Consider the following 16,131-nt stretch of genomic DNA (forward strand, 5'->3'; position numbering starts at 1 on the left):
GACAGGTTGAAGAACACCGATCGATCAGCAGCCCCCGCAGATTGCGGGGGCTTTTTTTTGGCAGGAAGCAGGGAGAGGTGGATGGGGTTAGGCGCAGCTCTGCGGGGTGGGTGTGGGTGTGGGCAAACAGGGTGCGTGTGATGAAGAACGGCTTAGGGCCAGGGGTGGTGGCTGCCGCCTGTGAGCACACGGCGCACGCATGAAGGCATCGGCTCAGACTGGCGGGAAGCGCATGAACAGCCTTCCGTGCAGATCCCGGGCAAGAACGTTCTAAAGAAGGCGGAGCTTTCGCTGCCGCAGGCAGAGGCCTACCAGAGCAACAACGCCAGAGAGCAAGACAAACAGAGAGAGGAAAGCCGATTCATTGGCAGCGGCATGCTGGAAGCTTGAAAACGCTAGATAGACACATGCCACAGCGAAAAGAAGCGGACACAAGGGGAAGAGTGGCGTCTGGAAAGTGTTCACGCTTGGCGCACCGGAGCGGCGGCGCAGGATGATCAGGGACAGTGCAATCAGGGTGAGAAAAGCCCAGAAGAGGGGTGCGGTGTATTCCACGATCGCCGTGAAGCCATCGGGTTGAACGGCGGCGATCGCAATCAACGCGCTGCTGAAAAGACTCTGAACCAGAAAACTCCGGGTGGGGGTGCTTCGTACCCTCTGCCATCCGCCGAGGAAGCCAAGGGCCTGCCAGTCTTGGCCAAGGGCATGGTTGGCCCGGGCACCCATCACCATCGTTGCGTTGATGCTGGTGAGGGCGGCCGCCCCGATCAGCAGGATCACAGCCAGCTCTGCCCAGCGGCCAAGGGACTGGCCCAGAACATCCACGGCGGCAGCAGAGCTTTGGGCAAGCCCGGAGATCCCCAGCGCGGAAAGCAACGACAGGTTGAACACCAGATAGATCGCGGTGATCAACACCAGGCTCAGCACCAGCACGTTCGTGACCGCGCGAGGCCCACCTCTCACCTCTGAAGAGATGGTGGCGGCCTCATTCCAACCACCGAAGGTGAGCAGCACGAACACCAGGGCTGTGCCCAGGCTGGCCGGACGGGGACTGCTCTGAAAGGCCTCGGTGGAGATAGACGCGAGGTGACCATTGCTGGCAAAACCGGCAATGCTGATGATCAGCAAACCAACCAGGATCACCAGCACCAGTGGTTTCTGGATGCCGGTGGCCACGCGCAGCCCCAGCAGATTCAATGCCGTGAGCACGAGTACGACAACCAGCGCCCCCATCCCTTCAGATCGGAGGCCCAGGGGCAGCAGACGGCTGATGGCGTCGCTGAACACAAAAGCAAGCAGAGCAATCGAGCCAGGATTGATCACCGTGGCCTTGGTCCAGGCATACAGGAACGACAACCTGCGGCCATAAGCCAGGGTGAGGAAGTGATACTCACCGCCGATGTGGGGGTAAGCGGAACTGAGTTCGGCATAACAAAGGGCGCCGGTGAAGCTCACCACAGCCCCCACAACCCAGGCAGTGATCAACCAGCCGGGATCCTGGGTGAACTGCGCCACCAGGCTGGGGGTCTTGAAGATCCCGGCTCCGATCACCAGGCCAACGATCAGGCAAACAGCTTCCCATTGGTGGACCACCCGGGCTGGATTGGTCTGGGCTGATGAGGAGGACGTCATGGACTCTGCCTGCGCGCACAATTGGCTCATGGCCGACTCCGCAGCCCTTGGCTGATTCGGCCACCTGACAGCTGCACGTCCACCCCCTGATCGCTCAGGGTTCCGGCAAGGATTCCAGCCCGGACCGTTCCCTTGAACGTGCCGCGGGGTTGGTCACCATTGGCTGATCTGGTGCCGTAGGTGAAGCTGATCGCTTCGCCCCGCATCCGTCCGGAGAGAATGCTGAGGCTCTCGACATTGAGCAGCAGGCGGCCGCCCAGCATCTGGAAGGACTGCTGGATGTCAAGCTCCGCTGCCGGCTTCGCACCCTGAGCGCCCAGCTGCCAACGGCCCTGCACCGAGGCCGGAACCACCCAGAAATAGCCTCTGCCCCCTTCCAGCTCAATGGTGGCATCAGCCGGCCAGGTGCCCATATCGAAGGAATTGGATACAACGCGGGTGCCCGGACGCATCGCCAGGATGGTGGGCTTCAGCTTCACGTTGAGTTGTGGCAAGAGGTAAAGCGTGAGCACCGTGGCTTCGCTGAAATCCTCTTTGAAGATGTCTCCCCTGATGAACGTCACCTTGTCGTTCACTGCGGCCCGAGCGGCATGACGTTTGGCAAGCGCAACCAGATCTGGGTTGTACTCAATGCCAACCGCTTTAATGCCGTAGCGCTGAGCCGCGCCGATTACAATCTTGCCGTCGCCTGAGCCAAGGTCGTAAAGAATGTCACCGTCCTGGATGTTCGCGATGTCCAACATGGCCTGCATCAGGGCATCCGGCGTTGGCACCCAGATCACGTCCTTCCCTTCCTGACCCACGCTTGGCTGGTACAGCACATCGCCTGGCGTGGCTTGGGAGCCATCGGCCCATGCAGCGACCGGTGGCAGCAGCCAGACCAACAACACTGAGGCGACCAAGGCCAGGCCATTGATCCTCACCATCGAACGGCTTGTTCTTCGAGCCGACCTGAATAGCTCGACTGGATGACCGCCGCAGTGGGACAAAGGGGGCATCACCTCAATGGATCATCTCGCCACCATCTTGGTGGCCTTCTCTTCAGGGTTGATGTGTTGCACAGCACTCGAGATGTCCATTTTGATCCAACGGAGAATCCACTCTCTTGCGTGCAATAGCGGAGTGGAATGCCCAAGAATGGACCGAAAGCTTCCCCTTTCGCCTGCGACCTTCTCCATCCAAATGACGGAGCATTCACGGCCTTGGCGCTGAGAACAATGACCCTTCACCGATCTTGAGTGCATGCAGGTTGAAGGGCATCGATCCAACCGCCAGCGGCCCCGCAGGCCGCGGGAACGGTGTGGCGCAGACCTCATGCGCGGGCCATCGGGGCGGGGATGAGAAGCGAGGGGAGCAGCACCACGCAAGCGACGCCGGCCTGAGACAGCAGAGAGGTGATAGCTGAGTCGCAGCAGCTCGAATCAGTAGGCTCCAGCCAGTGCAATGGCGCCATGGGCAGCAGCTTCGGCCAGCTCTTTCGTATCAGCACCTTCGGCGAATCGCACGGCGGCGGCGTGGGGGTGATCGTGGATGGCTGCCCGCCGCGGCTGCCGCTGGATCTGGCAGCGATTCAGGCCGAGCTAGACCGGCGCAGGCCTGGGCAGAGCCGCATCACCACCCCCCGCAAGGAAGCCGATCAGGTGGAGGTGCTCAGCGGGCTGCTCGATGGGGTCACCCTCGGCACCCCGATCGCCATGGTGGTGCGCAATCAGGACCAGCGTCCCGGCGACTACAAGGACATGGAGGTGGCCTTTCGCCCCTCCCACGCTGATGCCACATACCAGGCCAAGTACGGGATCCAGGCCCGCAGCGGCGGTGGCCGCGCCTCGGCGCGGGAAACGATCGGCCGGGTGGCCGCCGGTGCGATCGCCAAGCAGTTGCTGGCCCGCGCCCACGGCACCGAGGTGATGGCCTGGGTGCGGCGCATCCACACGATCGAGGCGCAGATCGATCCAGCGCTGGTCACCCTGGCGGCTGTGGAGGCCAACATCGTGCGCTGCCCCGACCCTGAAACGGCGGAGCGAATGATCGAACGGATCGAGACGATCGGCCGCGAGGGCGATTCCTGCGGTGGGGTGATCGAGTGCGTGGTGCGGCGGCCGCCGCCAGGGCTGGGCATGCCGGTGTTCGACAAGCTGGAGGCGGATCTGGCCAAGGCGGTGATGTCACTGCCAGCCACCAAGGGCTTTGAGATCGGCTCCGGCTTCGCCGGAACCCTGCTGCGAGGCAGTGAGCACAACGATGCCTTCCTGCCCACCGCGGATGGCAGCCTGCACACCGCCACCAACAATTCCGGTGGCATCCAGGGCGGCATCAGCAACGGCGAGGAGATCTGCCTGCGGGTGGGCTTCAAGCCCACCGCCACGATCCGCAAGGCCCAGCAGACGGTCACGCTGGCCGGGGAGGCCATCACGCTCGAAGCCAAAGGACGCCACGATCCCTGCGTCCTGCCGCGCGCGGTGCCGATGGTGGAAGCAATGGTGGCCCTGGTGCTGGCCGATCACCTGCTGCGTCAACAGGGGCAATGCAGTCTCTGGTGATCACGCTGATGCCGGGGCGGGCGGCAGGAGGGCGGCCGCCCGCTGGGAAGCAGGCAGGCTCCCGCAGCTCGTGGTGGGCACAGCTTTCCGCTGAGGCTGCCACGCACACAAGGTTGGCTCAGGCCTGAGAGAAGGGCAGCCATGTCCCGGTGTTTGCAGGACTGTCCGGATCATCTGCGTTCTTGGCTGAGGCGGCTGCTGAAGCCAGCTTGTGGGCCTGCAGCACCAGCGCCAGCTGAGGGTCCAGGGCAGCCTCGGGGCCGGCAGTGAAGAGGGCGGAGCCCAGGGTGACCGCCTGCACCCCTGCCGCCAACCAGACGGGCACATCGGCGGGGCGCAGACCGCCGGCGGCGATGCAGAAGGGCAGCGGCGCCAGGGGACCGGCCAGCAGGCGCCAGTAGCCCGGGCCGAGCGCCGCCGCCGGAAACAACTTGACCAGGCCGCAGCCCAGGCGCCGGGCAAGGTTCACCTCCGTGGGGGACATCACCCCTGGCACGAGCAGCAGATCGAGCCGTGCCGCCTCGGCCAGCAGCTCGGGGCACAGCAGCGGCGACATCGCATAGGACAGACCGGCCGCACGCACATCGGCGAGGGCAGCGGCCGTGGTGATCGATGCTGCTCCCAATAACAGGCCGGGAAACTGGCCTTGCAATGCCTGGCACTGCTCCACCCAGCCGGACTGGGGCGACCAGGCCACCTCCACATGCCGTACACCCGCTGAGGCCAGCTGCTCCACTTGCCAGTGGAGTACGGCGGCCTCAGCACAGCGCACCACGGTGAGCAGGGGCTGGTCCCGCAAGGAAGAGATCAGCCCGCCAGGGGCGGGCCCCCAATCCGCAGCCCCAGGCAGGAGCTGCAGGGCACCGGCAGGCTCAGACGTACTCGGCGACCCGCACATCGCTGCGGATCAGCAGCTCCTGCAGCTCCTCGGCATCCACGGTTTCCTTTTCCACCAGGATGTCGGCGAGTTCATCGAGCACCGAACGGTTGTCGGTGAGCACGCCCTTGGCACGGCGGTAGGCCTCTTCCACCAGTTGCCCCACCTCCTCATCGATGGCGGCGGCGGTGTCTTCGGAGAAGTCGCGCTCGGCGGCGATGTCACGGCCGAGGAACATGCCGCCCTGGGAGCGACCGAGGGCCACAGGGCCGAGCCGATCGGACATGCCGAAGCGGGTAACCATCTGGCGGGCGACACGGGCCACCTGCTGGAGGTCGTTGGAGGCACCGGTGGTGACTTCGTCTTCGCCGTAGACGATCTCTTCGGCGACACGGCCACCCAGGGCGACAGCCATCTGGTTCTGCAGATAGGCGCGGGAATAGAGACCCGATTCCATCCGCTCTTCACTGGGGGTGAAGAAGGTGAGGCCGCCGGCCTGGCCACGGGGAATGATGCTGATCTTCTGCACCGGGTCGTAGTCGGGCATCAGGGCGCCCACGAGGGCATGGCCCGCTTCGTGATACGCCACGAGGCGCTTGCGCTTCTCGCTCATCACCCGGTCTTTCTTCTCGGGGCCGGCCATCACGCGCTCGATCGCGTCGTTGACCTCATCCATCGACACTTCGGTGAGCTGACGGCGGGCCGCCAGGATCGCCGCTTCGTTGAGCAGGTTGGCCAGGTCGGCGCCGGTGAAACCGGGGGTGCGGCGGGCGACGCGGTCGAGGTCGACGTCCTTGGCGAGGGTCTTGCCGCGGGCGTGGACGCCGAGGATCTGCAGCCGGCCCGCGTAGTCGGGGCGATCGACCACCACCTGGCGATCGAAGCGACCCGGCCGCATCAGCGCTGAATCGAGCACATCGGGGCGGTTGGTGGCAGCCACTATGATGATGCCGGTGTTGCCCTCGAAGCCGTCCATTTCGGTGAGCAGCTGGTTGAGGGTCTGCTCCCGCTCGTCGTTGCCACCGCCGAGACCGGCGCCGCGCTGGCGGCCCACCGCGTCGATCTCATCGATGAACACGATGCAGGGGGCATTCTTCTTGGCCTGCTCAAACAGGTCGCGCACACGGCTGGCGCCCACGCCCACGAACATCTCCACGAACTCCGAACCGGAGATGGAGAAGAAGGGCACGCCGGCCTCACCGGCCACTGCCTTGGCGAGCAGGGTCTTGCCGGTGCCGGGAGGGCCCACCAGCAGCACGCCTTTGGGGATCTTGGCGCCGACGGCCGTGAAGCGATCGGGGTTCTTGAGGAAGTCGACCACCTCGGTGAGCTCGAGCTTGGCGCCCTCGATGCCGGCCACATCACCGAAGGTGACCTGGGTCTGCGGTTCCATCTGTACCCGGGCCTTGCTCTTACCGAAGCTCATGGCCGGGTTGCCACCGCCGCCCTGGGCGCGACGCAGCAGGAAGAAGAGGCCGCCGAGCAGGAGCAGGGGGAACAGCAGGCTGCCGATCGCCTGTTGCCAGGCCGCCGGTTCGCGGCTGGGCTGCACGGCGATGTCGACGTTGTTGTCGGTCAGCAGCTTCAGGAGGTCCTTGTCAGGGGCGAGGTTGACCACCGCGCGGCCGCCATCGTTTTCGACGATCTGTGCGGTGCCCCGGTCGGGGGAGATGAGCACACGCGACACCTGCTTGCCTTGCACCGCTTCAACGAAATCGCTGTAGCGGAGGGTGCGGGGGGCGTTGGCCGGGTTGGGCCGGTCGAGGAAGGCCGTTCCCACGGCGATCACCACGACGGCAAGGAGCACATAGAGCCCCGCATTGCGCCAGCGCTTTTTCACCCTGTGTGCTCCTGATGAGATGGAAGTAACGGAATGTTAATGGGGCGGCAGGCCGTCAGACGGCGCGCAGTACCTCCACCACGCTACGGAAGGCAAACCATTCCGGGATCTCCTCGCCGCTGCGCAGCATCTGACGGAACTGGGTGCCGCTGAGTTTCTTCACATGCAGCCCGCGGGCCTCGGCGTGCTCGGCGGTCACGTAGCCCTCCTCCTCGGTGTACACGAGGTTGAGCGACGGCACCGTTTCCATGCCCAGCTCGGTGGCCTGGTCGCGGGCGAAATCCTGCGCCTGGTAGGGGCCGTAGAAGTCGTCGCCGGTGAGGGACGATTTGCAGCCGGCCATGTCGCGACCGATGATGAAGTGGCTGCAGCCGTAGTTCTTGCGGATGATCATGTGCTGCAGGGCCTCACGCGGGCCGGCCATGTGCATGGCGTAGGGCAGATAGGCCCAGCGGATGCGGGGGTTGTCCACCTCGGCGGCCAGCCGCTCATACGACTGAAAGCGCACCTCACCGGCGATGTCGTCTTCCTGGGTGGGGCCGCACGTGGGATGCACCAGCACCACGGCATTGGCGCTCACGTTGGCGGCGTGCAAGGCACGGGTGAACAGCTCATAGTGGGCCCGGTGGATCGGGTTTCGGCACTGGAAGGCCACCACGTCTTCGCTGGCGGGCAACTGGCTGCGCACTTCGGCCGGCGTCTGGCAGGGAAAGACCCGGCGGGGCAGCTCCAGGCCCTGCAGCATGCCGCCGAGGTAGAAGCGCCCGCGCTCGCCGCAGATCATGCGCACCGCCGGGTGCTCGATCGAAGTGGTGCCGTAGCAACCGGCCGCCTCACGCACCTTGTCGGGCTCCCAGCGGCTCTCGACCGTGAGCACCGCCAGGTCCTGACCGCGGTAGGTGAGCAGCAGGCGATCGCCCGGGGCGATGGTGTCATCGTCGGTGTCCATCACCACCGGCAGGCCGAACAGCAGGCCCGAGGTGGTGCGGTGCCCGCTCACCACAGCGTGGTAATCCTCTTCGTGCATAAAGCCGCGAAGTGGCGAGAAGCCGCCCACCATCAGCAGTTCCACGTCGCAGGCGTTGCGATCGGAGCACTCCAGCACCCGATCCACACCGGCCTTCACCGCCGCCACCTGCTCGGGCGGCACGCGCAGATCAACGAGCGTGCCGCCGTGGGGCGCGATCCCATGAACCATGGGTTGGCCGTCAGCGGAAGTGGTTGAGGTCACGGGCAGCGACATCAGGGAATGGAGAGATTCTTTCAGAGCACCCTTGCCTGGGTGGTGAACAGGGGAGCCCGGCCCGATGGGCTCAGCGGTGGGGCGCCCGGAACGCCCGCGCCGATGGGAAGGGACGAAAAAGCCCTTCCGGAGCTGTCTCCGGAAGGGCTTGGCGAAATGCGGAAAGCCCGGGCCTGGCTCAGGCCTCTTCGAGGCGCCCGAACAGCTGGCCGGTGACCTTCACGTCGACAGCCTGCTTGCCGCCCATGTCGGTGTCGGAGGGCTGGATCGCCGTGAACACCCCGGCGAATTCTCCGGTGGCGCTGTCGACCTTGGTGATCGAGAGGCTCATGGAGCCGCGACCATCGATGTACTGCTTGGTGTTCTCCTTGGCCAGGGCTTCGTCGTCACCGGCCGGCACCAGACCCATAGCGCTGCTGTAGCCGGTGGTGAGTCCACGGCCCTTGGGATCCAGGAAGTTGCTGGTGCGGTAGCTGGGGGTGCGGTAGGTGCCTTCGAAATCGGTGCTGGTGCTGATCGCGGCTCCGTTGGAGGTGGCCAGCAGCTCCTTGCTGGAGAAGGTGAAGGGCACTTCCTCACCACCGGGCATCAGCACGGTGATCGGCTGGAAGTCGATGCCGCCGAGCTCCTTGAAGGTGAGGGAGTCACCGGCGACGGTGAGGTCGCCATACACCTGATCCAGGCTGGAGGTGTAGCGGGTGAGGATCTTGCCGGCCACGAACTGGGCTTCCTGCCGCTTGTTGGCGGGTTCACCCTTGACGAACACCTCGCTGGGGTGGAGGCAGATGTCGCGAAGCTGATAGCGGGCGCCGGAATCGAGGGGAATCGTGCCGCGCGCAGAATCGGGAAGGGTGGGGCAGTCGTTGGCCTTGCCGGTGTTGACGATGTCTTCGTAAGTGACGTTGGAGCGATCAACAGCTTTGGCACCGCCGCCGCAGGCGGTGACCATGGTGAGGCAGAGCGCCAGCACGAGTGCGAGCAGGGGTCGGAAACGCATGGGGAGAAGCCGCGCGGGCAGGGTGAAACCTTGTTAAGGCGTGCGTCGCGGCGATCCTACAGAGGAGAAACCCGGGCTCCTGCAGCGCAGTTGCGCCTCTCAACAACATGACTCACAGCAGCCTGGCCGGTGCCGGTGGGGCAGGCTCGGAGGCCGGCGGGAGCAAGGCGCCGAGGGCATCCAGCAGCTGGTGGGCCACGGCCAGTTTTCCCATCGAAGCCAGCGGCCGCTCCTCGGCGCCCGGCCCCAGCAGCCAGCCCTGGTTGGTGGCGGCGGCGAATCCGGCACCGGGCTGATCAATCGGATTGGCGAACAGCAGATCACAGCCCTTGCGCCGGAACTTGGCCCGGGCCTGGGGCAGCACATCGCCGGAATGGGCCGCGAAACCGAGGATCCGCTGGCCGGACCGGCGCTGGCTCACCAGTTGCTGCAGCAGGTCGGGCACCTCCTGCCAGCCCGCCTGCAGGGACAGCGCCAGCTCCTCCTTGCCCAGCTTGGTGGGCAGGGGCGCTGCCCTGCGGTGGTCGGCCACCGCCGCCGCCATGGCGATCGCATCGGCTTCGGGCTGGAGGGCGAGCAGCCGCTGCTGCAGCTCAGCGGCGGTGACCACCGGGTGAAGCTGCAGCCCCTCCAGCCAGGCGGCCTCCACGCTGAGCGGACCATGCACCAGATCCACCTGCGCCCCCCGCAGGCGGGCAGCCTGTGCCAGCAGCACCCCCATCCGCCCCGTGCTGGGGTTGGTGAGGCAGCGGGCCGGATCGAGGAATTCGCGGGTGGGACCGGCGCTCACCAACAGCCGACGGCCGCGCCAGTCACGGCTGGCGCCATGCAGGCGCAGGGATTCGAGCGCCAGTTCCAGCAGGGCCGGTTCGGCCATCCGTCCATCGCCCTGCCGGTCGCAGGCGAGCAACCCGGGCTCAGGGCCCAGCGGCAGCACCCCGGCAAAGCTCTGGAGGTCGTGCCAGTTGCGGCGCACCCCAGGGCTACTCCACATGGCGGTGTTCATGGCGGCGGCGGCGAGCACCGGCGCCTCGGCGGCCAGCAAGGTGCTCGCCAGCAGGGTGTCACCGAGGCCATGCACCCACCGGGCCAGGCTGCTGGCACTCAACGGTGCCACCACCACCAGATCGGCCCATTCGGCCAGTTCGATGTGCAGCGGCCGCGCCGCCTGGTGGCTCCATTGGTCGGCCTCCAGCAGGCAACTGCGGCGGCTGAGGCTGGCCAGCGCCACCGGGCTCACCAGCCGGGTGGCACTGGGGGTGAGCACGCAGCGCGTCTCGGCGCCCCGCTTGGCGAGGGCACTCACCAGGCCCGGCAGCTTGACGGCGGCGATGCTGCCACTGATGCCCACCAGGATCCGGCACCCCGCCAGGGGATCAGGACGACTGTCGCCCTCATTCCTCATCGAACGGTTCCTGATCCACCAGATGGACGTAGGGGCGGGCCAGCTCCGGGCGGTGAATCGCCAGCGCCCGCATCAGGTGCCAGTCCTGCAGGCCAGCGAAGGGGGTGGGGTAATCGTCTTCATCGAGGCGGCGGGCCAGCTCGGCGATCGCGGCTTCATCAAAGGCCTCAAGCCGCTCGGGGGTGATCGCTGGGCCACCGCTTCCCTGCGGCTGGCCGGCGGCCTCGGACGTGGACGGAGCGATGGGGTCGGCCAAGGCAATGGAGACAGATGTCCGGTTTCATTCCATCGCATCAACGGCCTGGCGGCTGCTCGCTGCCTCAACGGCCCTGCCAGCGAACGCCCAGCCGCCCCGGCAGACACCCAGGCGGCAGTGATAGCTTTTCGCCACGGGGAATTAGCTCAGCTGGTAGAGCGCTGCGATCGCACCGCAGAGGTCAGGGGTTCGAGTCCCCTATTCTCCATCGGCTTCTCAGACTTTCAGGCACTCGGTTCAAAGGGGCTCCGCGCCCTGCGGAGATAGGCGTAGACGTAAGACAGCTTTGCTGCAGCAGCCCATCAGCCCTCTCCTCCCGTTCTGCCAGAGCCAGGAAGCCACTGAGGCCGCCATCGATGGGAGCCAGGCCATGCCGGCGAATGCAAAGCGGAGAGCCGGCACCCCAAAGCGATGAGGTGATGAGCTGTTGGTGACCGGACGGTTCGTTTCATTGGCTCTGTGAGCTGGCGGTGGGACAAGCCGGTCCGCAGCGCCCGAAGAAGGCCCGCCTGGCTGACGGGAGCGAATCGACCAACGGGAGCGGATCAGCCAAGAGCGGAAAGGCTGGGCACGGAAAGGCTGCGCGCGGAAAGGCCGAGATGGGATCAGGCGCTGGCTTCTGCCTGAGCGACCGACGCTCTAGAAGTCGGCGTAGATCTTCTGAAAGGCAGCGAAGGTTTCCTGGTTGTTCATTCCAGCCACGGCGACCACGATCGTGCCGATCTTGCTGCTGCAAGAGACATTCAGGGTCATCGGCAAGTCTGCGTGAGCGGCGTAGAAATCGGATTTGTCTACCACTTCATGCTCGGATGTAAACCCATGCTTGTTGGCGAGCATGGTGGCCCGTTGAACACAGCCTTCAACTGACTTGACGCCCAGGATGGCATCTGCGTACACATAGGGGACTGCCAAAGCCGGAAGTGGAAGGGCAATGGCGGAGGCCGCCAGCATGGCGAAGGGCGCCAGCCGTGCCGGGCATCCAAAGACTGACATTGCGTTCCGTGAACTCTGTACAGCTTACCCGGGTGAAAAAGATGCAACAAAGAATGACAACAATCCAACGCATTGAGCAGCGACCCATGCGCATGGAGCACAAACCATGCGCATGGAGCAGCGCGAACCATGCCGTGAATCAGCCGCGAACCATCTGCAGACATCACACCATCAGAGTGGTCGGGCCCATGGATTCACAGATTCATCCAACAGGCGAAGAATCCACGGCAGGCGGCCACCTGCACTCTTCCACCGTCTCCACCGGTGGAGGGCGGCTCACGGACTGAGCAACTCCTGCACTGAAGAAGAGATCTCGCTCCTCAGGGATGTTCAGCGCGGGGCGCCAAGCACCGGCCAGAGATCATCCTCTGCTTCTCACGAGCGGGAGCCGTTCAAGTCTCACGTTCGGGAAGCCTTCAGGTCTCACGTGGGAAAACCCTTCAAGTCTCACGCACGCGAGGAGCTCAGCTCTCGCGGGGGAAAGCTCTTCAACTCTCTCAAGGGCAGCGCTTCAACTCTCGTGTGCTGGAGCCGTTGAACTGGTGCTGGCATCGAGCAAGCCGGCGAGGGCGGCCTGATAGCTGTCACGGTCAGCGGGGTCGCCCACAAGCGTGATGGCACCGCTGTCGGGCCACCAGTTGAGGCGGAGGTTGGTCTGCTTTTCGTCGAAGACGAACATCTCGTACGCCCCCTTGTGCTCCCAGTGACCGGGATGGTCGAGGCTGGTGACGATGGACTTGAGCTCGTCGAGGCTTCCGTGAAACTGCACGCAGGGGGCATCCGATCCGCCCACTCTTGCAAAACGGCTGTCTCCGGCCTGTTGCCTATGCGACCTGACGCCAGGCCTCCCCTGCCGATGCGATGGGCCGCAAGGCCTCCCCGCAGGCCTCCCCACATCCTCCAACGACTGACCTGAACCATGGACTGGACCAGCGACGCCGAGCAGAAACTGAAGGAAGTGCCCTTCTTCGTGCGCCCCGCCGTGCGGCGACGGATCGAAGCGCTGGCGCAGGAGGCGCAGCTCAGCACGATCGATCTCACCTTCTACGACGAGGCACGAGCCCGCTTCGCGCGCCGCTGAGCACGCCGGTTTCCGTGCCACCGACGGTGCGGCAGGCACGGCTGGGGGTCCTGCTCCGGCTCAACCCTTGCCTGGCCAGCGGGTCAGGGGGGGGTCGATAGGGTAAAAGGGAGCTCAGCATCCTGCCTCCCGCCTCCATGTCGCAGTCAAAGCGAGAACAGGTCGTCAGCCATCTCCGCTACATCCGTCAGGAATTGCGCGAAATGCACCAGGGCGTCATGGAAGACGGCCTGCTGCCCGAGGCCGGCGAGGTGCGCGGCGTGATGGCGCAGATGGAAGCACTGCTCGAACTGCTCGAGGGCAAGGGCGCCCGCAAGAACAAGGACGGCGACGGCTGAGGCCGGCGGTCCCTTGACAGCACCGGCCGAGGGTGCATCTTGCCGGGACGCGAATCCATCGGTTGTCTGGGGCCGTTCCCATCCCCCTGGCCCGGGCCCTGCCCGGGCCTTTTTATTTCAATCCCCTATGGATGGCGTTTGGGGGTACCCCCCACACCAGAAATGGTGTAAAAAGTGTTCGGCAGTTGTCCGGGCCAGGTGATGGGGATCGCCAGCCGTTGCTCCTGCCACCCTCTTCCGTGACCCGCCTGCAGCAGACCAGGCTTCATCGCCAGATCGGTCTGGCCGGTAAACGGCTGCAAGGTTGGGCCCACAATCCCTGGCGCCGGCTGTCTCTGCAGGTGATCACGCTGCTGGGCGGCTTCTTCATGGGGGGATCGGTGGGCATGCTCATCGGCGCCCTCTCCTATCTGGACCCGGTCGCCGCCCTGGCCAGCGTGGCGCTGATCGAGCTGTCGGTGCGCACCCGCCGCGCCCTGCTGCAGCAGAGCGGCGACCGCCTCACCCTGCAGCTGATCGATGCCGCCCGTACCGGCTTCCTCTACGGGCTGTTGCTGGACGGTTTCAAGCTGCTGTGAACGGGTCGGGTTCAGCGGCAGCCAGCAGGTATAACAGCGCCATGCGGATCGGAATGCCGTTGCGCACCTGCTCTTCCACCAAGCAGCGGCTGGGATCATCCAGCAGCGCACCGCTCAGCTCCACGCCACGGTTCACCGGCCCCGGGTGCAGCACCGGCACCAGCTTGCCGCACAGCTCGAGCCGCCGGTGGCTGACGCCGTAGTGGCGGTGGTAGGTGTCCAGACTGGTGAGCAGGTGCTGGTGCATGCGCTCCTGCTGCAGGCGCAGGGTCATCACCGCATCGGCGCCCGGCAGGGCCTCCTCCAGCTGACGCACAATGCGGATCGAGCCGCGCCGCTCCACCGGATCGTGCGCCTGGCCCGGCGGCGGTGCCTGCACGAAGGCCGCGAAGCCATCGGGCAGCAGCGTGGCAGGACCGCAGAGCACCACATCAGCGCCGCAGGCGGTGAGCGCCCACAGGTTGGAGCGGGCCACGCGGGAATGGAGCACATCCCCCACGATCACGATGCGCTTGCCGGCCAGGGCAGCGGGCGTGGGCGCCGTCGGCTCGAACCAGCGGGCGAGGGTGAGCAGATCCAGCAGGCCCTGGCTGGGATGGCTGTGCAGACCATCGCCGCCGTTGAGCACCGCCACCCGCTCGCCGCTGCGGTCAAGGGCGCGGGCCATGGCGGCGGGTACAGCGGCGCAGGCATGACGCACCACCAGCACGTCGGCGCCCATGGCCACGTAGGTGCGGGCGGTGTCGAGCAGGCTCTCGCCCTTGCTCAACGAGCTGGAGGCCGGTGAGAAACTCTGCACATCAGCTGACAGCCGCCGGGCAGCCAGCTCGAAGCTGCTGCGGGTGCGGGTGCTGGGCTCGAAGAACAGGCTGGTGACGAGACGGCCCTGCAGGGCCGGCAAACGCCGCGCGCCGCTGGTGGGCAGGGAGCGGAAGCGCTGCGCCAGCTCCAGCACGGTGGCGAAGTCGGCGAGAGAGAAGGCGGAGAGATCCAGCACATGGCGGTGGCTCCAGCGGCTCATGGCAGCCCACCCTGTGTGGCCATCGCGGCGGGGCAGAAGGCCACCGCCGGCCGGGGCGGGCGATCGCCCCGCGCGCGGCGGCTGACGCTGCGACTGGCGCGCAGATACCAGCGCCAGGGCAACTCCTGGGCCTGGGAAATGCCGATGCGGGTGGTGCACACCATCGGGTCGTCGCCCGCCTGCTCACAGCCCTGCCACCAGCGCTGGAGCGCCTCCGGGCGCGGCGCGATCCAGGCCCCCTGCGGCGGTGCCAGCAGCTGGCGGTCGTGGCAGCGGTTCAGGCCGAAACGCCGCGCCAGCAGAGCGGGGCCGGCAGCGATCCGCTCGGCCTCGCCCGGCAGGGCCACGGCCCTGAGCAGGACCCCACTGGCGTAGTCGTCGTGTCCTGTGACCACATTCACGCAGTGATGCAGGCCGTAGGTGAGATACACATACAAGCGGCCCGGCGGGCCGAAGAGGGTGTCGTTGCTGGGGGAACGGCGGCGGTGCCCATGGCAGGCGGGTTCACTCTGGCCATAGGCCTCGGTTTCCACCACCACCCCCCAGACATGGCCGCCACCGGGCAGGGCGCGCACCAGCAGACAGCCCACCAGATCGGGGGCCACCTGCTCGGCCGGACGGGCGAAGGCCTTGAGCGGCAGGCCGGCGCCGGCCGCAGCGGGCAGCCGGTGATCGCTCGCGCACACGGCTGCGCCCGCCGGGTCGCCACCCGCCAGACTGGCGTCGGCGGGGGTGGTCACAGTCCCTGCCATTCGTCTGATCGGCTCCTTCCCTTGTCCAGCGCTCTCTCCAGTTTCAACCTCGGCACCGTGCTGCTGGCCGGCAGCGGGCTGTTCGTCCTGGCCACGCTCTACTTCGGTACCCGCGGTGGCTTCTACGACACCGACGATTACGACGGCAACGGCACTGCCCACTGAAGTGGAGCCAGCGGGCGTTGTGCCTGGGCAAACCCGCCCAGCCGCGTTCAGCCCTGGCTGTGCAGCCGTTCCGATTCCGGGCAGTCGTCGGCGGTTTCCAGATCCTCCGCACTGCCGCTGCGGCTGAACGAGGCCAGCCGGGTGCTCACCGCCCCGATCGATTCCAGCCGCACGCTCTCCTCCCAGCTGTGGCGCTCGTCGTCGTCGGCCATGTCGTAGCGGAGGGTGACCAGATCGCCCACGATCTCCACCACGGTGGCCTGCTCGATCCAGCGCTGCTGATCCCGCAGGAACACCCACACCGGGCGTTTCTCGCTGCAGAACTGATCCAGCTTGCGGTGCAACATCACCCTCCCGGCCAGCGCCGGACGAGGCCGGGTCAGGCCCGGTTGGCTTCGATCCTAGAGATGATG

18 protein-coding genes and 1 tRNA gene are annotated in these 16,131 nt (G+C 66.2%); 6 read left to right on the forward strand and 13 right to left on the reverse strand.

What is annotated here, in order from left to right; translation table 11 throughout:
• Window positions 1-270 precede the first annotated feature (270 nt).
• Window positions 271-1,632 (reverse strand): APC family permease, encoded by a 1,362-nt coding sequence (locus CJZ80_RS14515; protein WP_158217495.1) that lies wholly within the window; start codon window positions 1,630-1,632, stop codon window positions 271-273.
• A 26-nt stretch (window positions 1,633-1,658) separates the two neighbouring features.
• Complete coding sequence (locus tag CJZ80_RS14520) at window positions 1,659-2,558, reverse strand: methyltransferase domain-containing protein (protein ID WP_094514872.1); 900 nt, start codon at window positions 2,556-2,558, stop codon at window positions 1,659-1,661.
• A gap of 525 nt (window positions 2,559-3,083) precedes the next feature.
• Here CJZ80_RS14520 and aroC point away from each other — a divergent pair.
• Window positions 3,084-4,172, forward strand: a complete 1,089-nt coding sequence (aroC, locus tag CJZ80_RS14525) for a chorismate synthase (protein WP_094514876.1) — start codon at window positions 3,084-3,086, stop codon at window positions 4,170-4,172.
• 118 nt (window positions 4,173-4,290) lie between these two features.
• Here the strand turns inward: aroC and CJZ80_RS14530 are convergent, their stop codons facing one another.
• From CJZ80_RS14530 to CJZ80_RS14555, 6 genes are all read right to left on the reverse strand, one after another.
• Window positions 4,291-4,971, reverse strand: a complete 681-nt coding sequence (locus CJZ80_RS14530) for a bifunctional 4-hydroxy-2-oxoglutarate aldolase/2-dehydro-3-deoxy-phosphogluconate aldolase (RefSeq protein WP_233133148.1) — start codon at window positions 4,969-4,971, stop codon at window positions 4,291-4,293.
• A gap of 73 nt (window positions 4,972-5,044) precedes the next feature.
• Window positions 5,045-6,889 (reverse strand): ATP-dependent zinc metalloprotease FtsH3, encoded by a 1,845-nt coding sequence (ftsH3, locus tag CJZ80_RS14535; protein WP_094514883.1) that lies wholly within the window; start codon window positions 6,887-6,889, stop codon window positions 5,045-5,047.
• 55 nt (window positions 6,890-6,944) lie between these two features.
• The gene (gene sat / locus CJZ80_RS14540) at window positions 6,945-8,132 is read right to left on the reverse strand and encodes a sulfate adenylyltransferase (RefSeq protein WP_094514887.1); all 1,188 of its coding nucleotides are present in this window, start codon (window positions 8,130-8,132) and stop codon (window positions 6,945-6,947) included.
• A 178-nt stretch (window positions 8,133-8,310) separates the two neighbouring features.
• Window positions 8,311-9,129 carry a photosystem II manganese-stabilizing polypeptide gene (psbO, locus tag CJZ80_RS14545; protein ID WP_094514891.1) on the reverse strand — a complete coding sequence of 273 codons (819 nt, stop codon included), beginning with the start codon at window positions 9,127-9,129 and terminating at the stop codon, window positions 8,311-8,313.
• 112 nt (window positions 9,130-9,241) lie between these two features.
• Window positions 9,242-10,534: a bifunctional phosphopantothenoylcysteine decarboxylase/phosphopantothenate--cysteine ligase CoaBC gene (gene coaBC / locus CJZ80_RS14550; RefSeq protein ID WP_094514896.1), complete on the reverse strand. Its 1,293-nt coding sequence runs from the start codon at window positions 10,532-10,534 to the stop codon at window positions 9,242-9,244.
• Window positions 10,524-10,721 (reverse strand): DUF2555 domain-containing protein, encoded by a 198-nt coding sequence (locus tag CJZ80_RS14555; RefSeq protein ID WP_198948334.1) that lies wholly within the window; start codon window positions 10,719-10,721, stop codon window positions 10,524-10,526. Before CJZ80_RS14555 ends, coaBC begins: the two co-directional genes overlap by 11 nt.
• Window positions 10,722-10,925: 204 nt before the next feature.
• Between CJZ80_RS14555 and CJZ80_RS14560 the strand changes: the two genes are divergently transcribed.
• Window positions 10,926-10,998, forward strand: a tRNA-Ala gene (locus CJZ80_RS14560).
• 431 nt (window positions 10,999-11,429) lie between these two features.
• Here the strand turns inward: CJZ80_RS14560 and CJZ80_RS14565 are convergent.
• Window positions 11,430-11,741, reverse strand: a complete 312-nt coding sequence (locus CJZ80_RS14565) for a hypothetical protein (RefSeq protein WP_094514899.1) — start codon at window positions 11,739-11,741, stop codon at window positions 11,430-11,432.
• A 553-nt stretch (window positions 11,742-12,294) separates the two neighbouring features.
• Window positions 12,295-12,552 (reverse strand): hypothetical protein, encoded by a 258-nt coding sequence (locus tag CJZ80_RS14570; protein ID WP_094514902.1) that lies wholly within the window; start codon window positions 12,550-12,552, stop codon window positions 12,295-12,297.
• A gap of 150 nt (window positions 12,553-12,702) precedes the next feature.
• On the opposite strand from CJZ80_RS14570, the gene CJZ80_RS14575 reads away from it, so the two are divergent.
• The 3 genes from CJZ80_RS14575 (at window position 12,703) to CJZ80_RS14585 (ending at window position 13,780) form a co-directional block, all read left to right on the forward strand.
• Window positions 12,703-12,864 (forward strand): PCP reductase family protein, encoded by a 162-nt coding sequence (locus CJZ80_RS14575; protein WP_094514906.1) that lies wholly within the window; start codon window positions 12,703-12,705, stop codon window positions 12,862-12,864.
• Window positions 12,865-13,001: 137 nt separating this feature from the next.
• On the forward strand, window positions 13,002-13,202 hold the full coding sequence (locus tag CJZ80_RS14580) for a hypothetical protein (RefSeq protein WP_094514908.1): 201 nt from the start codon (window positions 13,002-13,004) through the stop codon (window positions 13,200-13,202).
• A gap of 239 nt (window positions 13,203-13,441) precedes the next feature.
• Window positions 13,442-13,780: a DUF565 domain-containing protein gene (locus CJZ80_RS14585; RefSeq protein ID WP_369803112.1), complete on the forward strand. Its 339-nt coding sequence runs from the start codon at window positions 13,442-13,444 to the stop codon at window positions 13,778-13,780.
• Here CJZ80_RS14585 and CJZ80_RS14590 read toward each other — a convergent pair.
• A complete protein-coding gene (locus CJZ80_RS14590; RefSeq protein ID WP_094514914.1) occupies window positions 13,767-14,801 on the reverse strand; it encodes an aspartate carbamoyltransferase catalytic subunit in 1,035 nt (344 codons plus the stop codon). The genes CJZ80_RS14585 and CJZ80_RS14590 overlap by 14 nt on opposite strands.
• Complete coding sequence (locus CJZ80_RS14595; protein ID WP_094514918.1) at window positions 14,798-15,553, reverse strand: DNA-3-methyladenine glycosylase; 756 nt, start codon at window positions 15,551-15,553, stop codon at window positions 14,798-14,800. The genes CJZ80_RS14590 and CJZ80_RS14595 overlap by 4 nt, the downstream gene beginning before the upstream one ends.
• A 21-nt stretch (window positions 15,554-15,574) precedes the next feature.
• On the opposite strand from CJZ80_RS14595, the gene CJZ80_RS15515 reads away from it, so the two are divergent.
• Entirely contained in the window at window positions 15,575-15,718 is a 144-nt protein-coding gene (locus CJZ80_RS15515) for a hypothetical protein (RefSeq protein WP_198948333.1), read from the forward strand.
• Window positions 15,719-15,765: 47 nt separating this feature from the next.
• Here CJZ80_RS15515 and CJZ80_RS14600 read toward each other — a convergent pair whose 3' ends face one another.
• Window positions 15,766-16,065, reverse strand: a complete 300-nt coding sequence (locus CJZ80_RS14600) for a DUF6679 family protein (protein WP_094514923.1) — start codon at window positions 16,063-16,065, stop codon at window positions 15,766-15,768.
• Window positions 16,066-16,131 lie beyond the last annotated feature (66 nt).

It is taken from the genome of Synechococcus sp. MW101C3, from assembly GCF_002252635.1.
Lineage (GTDB): Bacteria > Cyanobacteriota > Cyanobacteriia > PCC-6307 > Cyanobiaceae > MW101C3.

Excerpts from the sequence above, each read along its gene's own strand:
- CJZ80_RS14515 (WP_158217495.1), bottom strand. The coding sequence starts at position 1,632 with ATGACGTCCTCCTCATCAGCCCAGACCAATCCAGCCCGGGTGGTCCAC.
- CJZ80_RS14520 (WP_094514872.1), bottom strand. The coding sequence starts at position 2,558 with ATGGTGAGGATCAATGGCCTGGCCTTGGTCGCCTCAGTGTTGTTGGTC.
- aroC (WP_094514876.1), top strand. The coding sequence starts at position 3,084 with ATGGGCAGCAGCTTCGGCCAGCTCTTTCGTATCAGCACCTTCGGCGAA.
- sat (WP_094514887.1), bottom strand. The coding sequence starts at position 8,132 with ATGTCGCTGCCCGTGACCTCAACCACTTCCGCTGACGGCCAACCCATG.
- psbO (WP_094514891.1), bottom strand. The coding sequence starts at position 9,129 with ATGCGTTTCCGACCCCTGCTCGCACTCGTGCTGGCGCTCTGCCTCACC.
- coaBC (WP_094514896.1), bottom strand. The coding sequence starts at position 10,534 with ATGAGGAATGAGGGCGACAGTCGTCCTGATCCCCTGGCGGGGTGCCGG.
- CJZ80_RS14565 (WP_094514899.1), bottom strand. The coding sequence starts at position 11,741 with ATGCTGGCGGCCTCCGCCATTGCCCTTCCACTTCCGGCTTTGGCAGTC.
- CJZ80_RS14575 (WP_094514906.1), top strand. The coding sequence starts at position 12,703 with ATGGACTGGACCAGCGACGCCGAGCAGAAACTGAAGGAAGTGCCCTTC.
- CJZ80_RS14580 (WP_094514908.1), top strand. The coding sequence starts at position 13,002 with ATGTCGCAGTCAAAGCGAGAACAGGTCGTCAGCCATCTCCGCTACATC.
- CJZ80_RS14590 (WP_094514914.1), bottom strand. The coding sequence starts at position 14,801 with ATGAGCCGCTGGAGCCACCGCCATGTGCTGGATCTCTCCGCCTTCTCT.
- CJZ80_RS14595 (WP_094514918.1), bottom strand. The coding sequence starts at position 15,553 with ATGGCAGGGACTGTGACCACCCCCGCCGACGCCAGTCTGGCGGGTGGC.
- CJZ80_RS14600 (WP_094514923.1), bottom strand. The coding sequence starts at position 16,065 with ATGTTGCACCGCAAGCTGGATCAGTTCTGCAGCGAGAAACGCCCGGTG.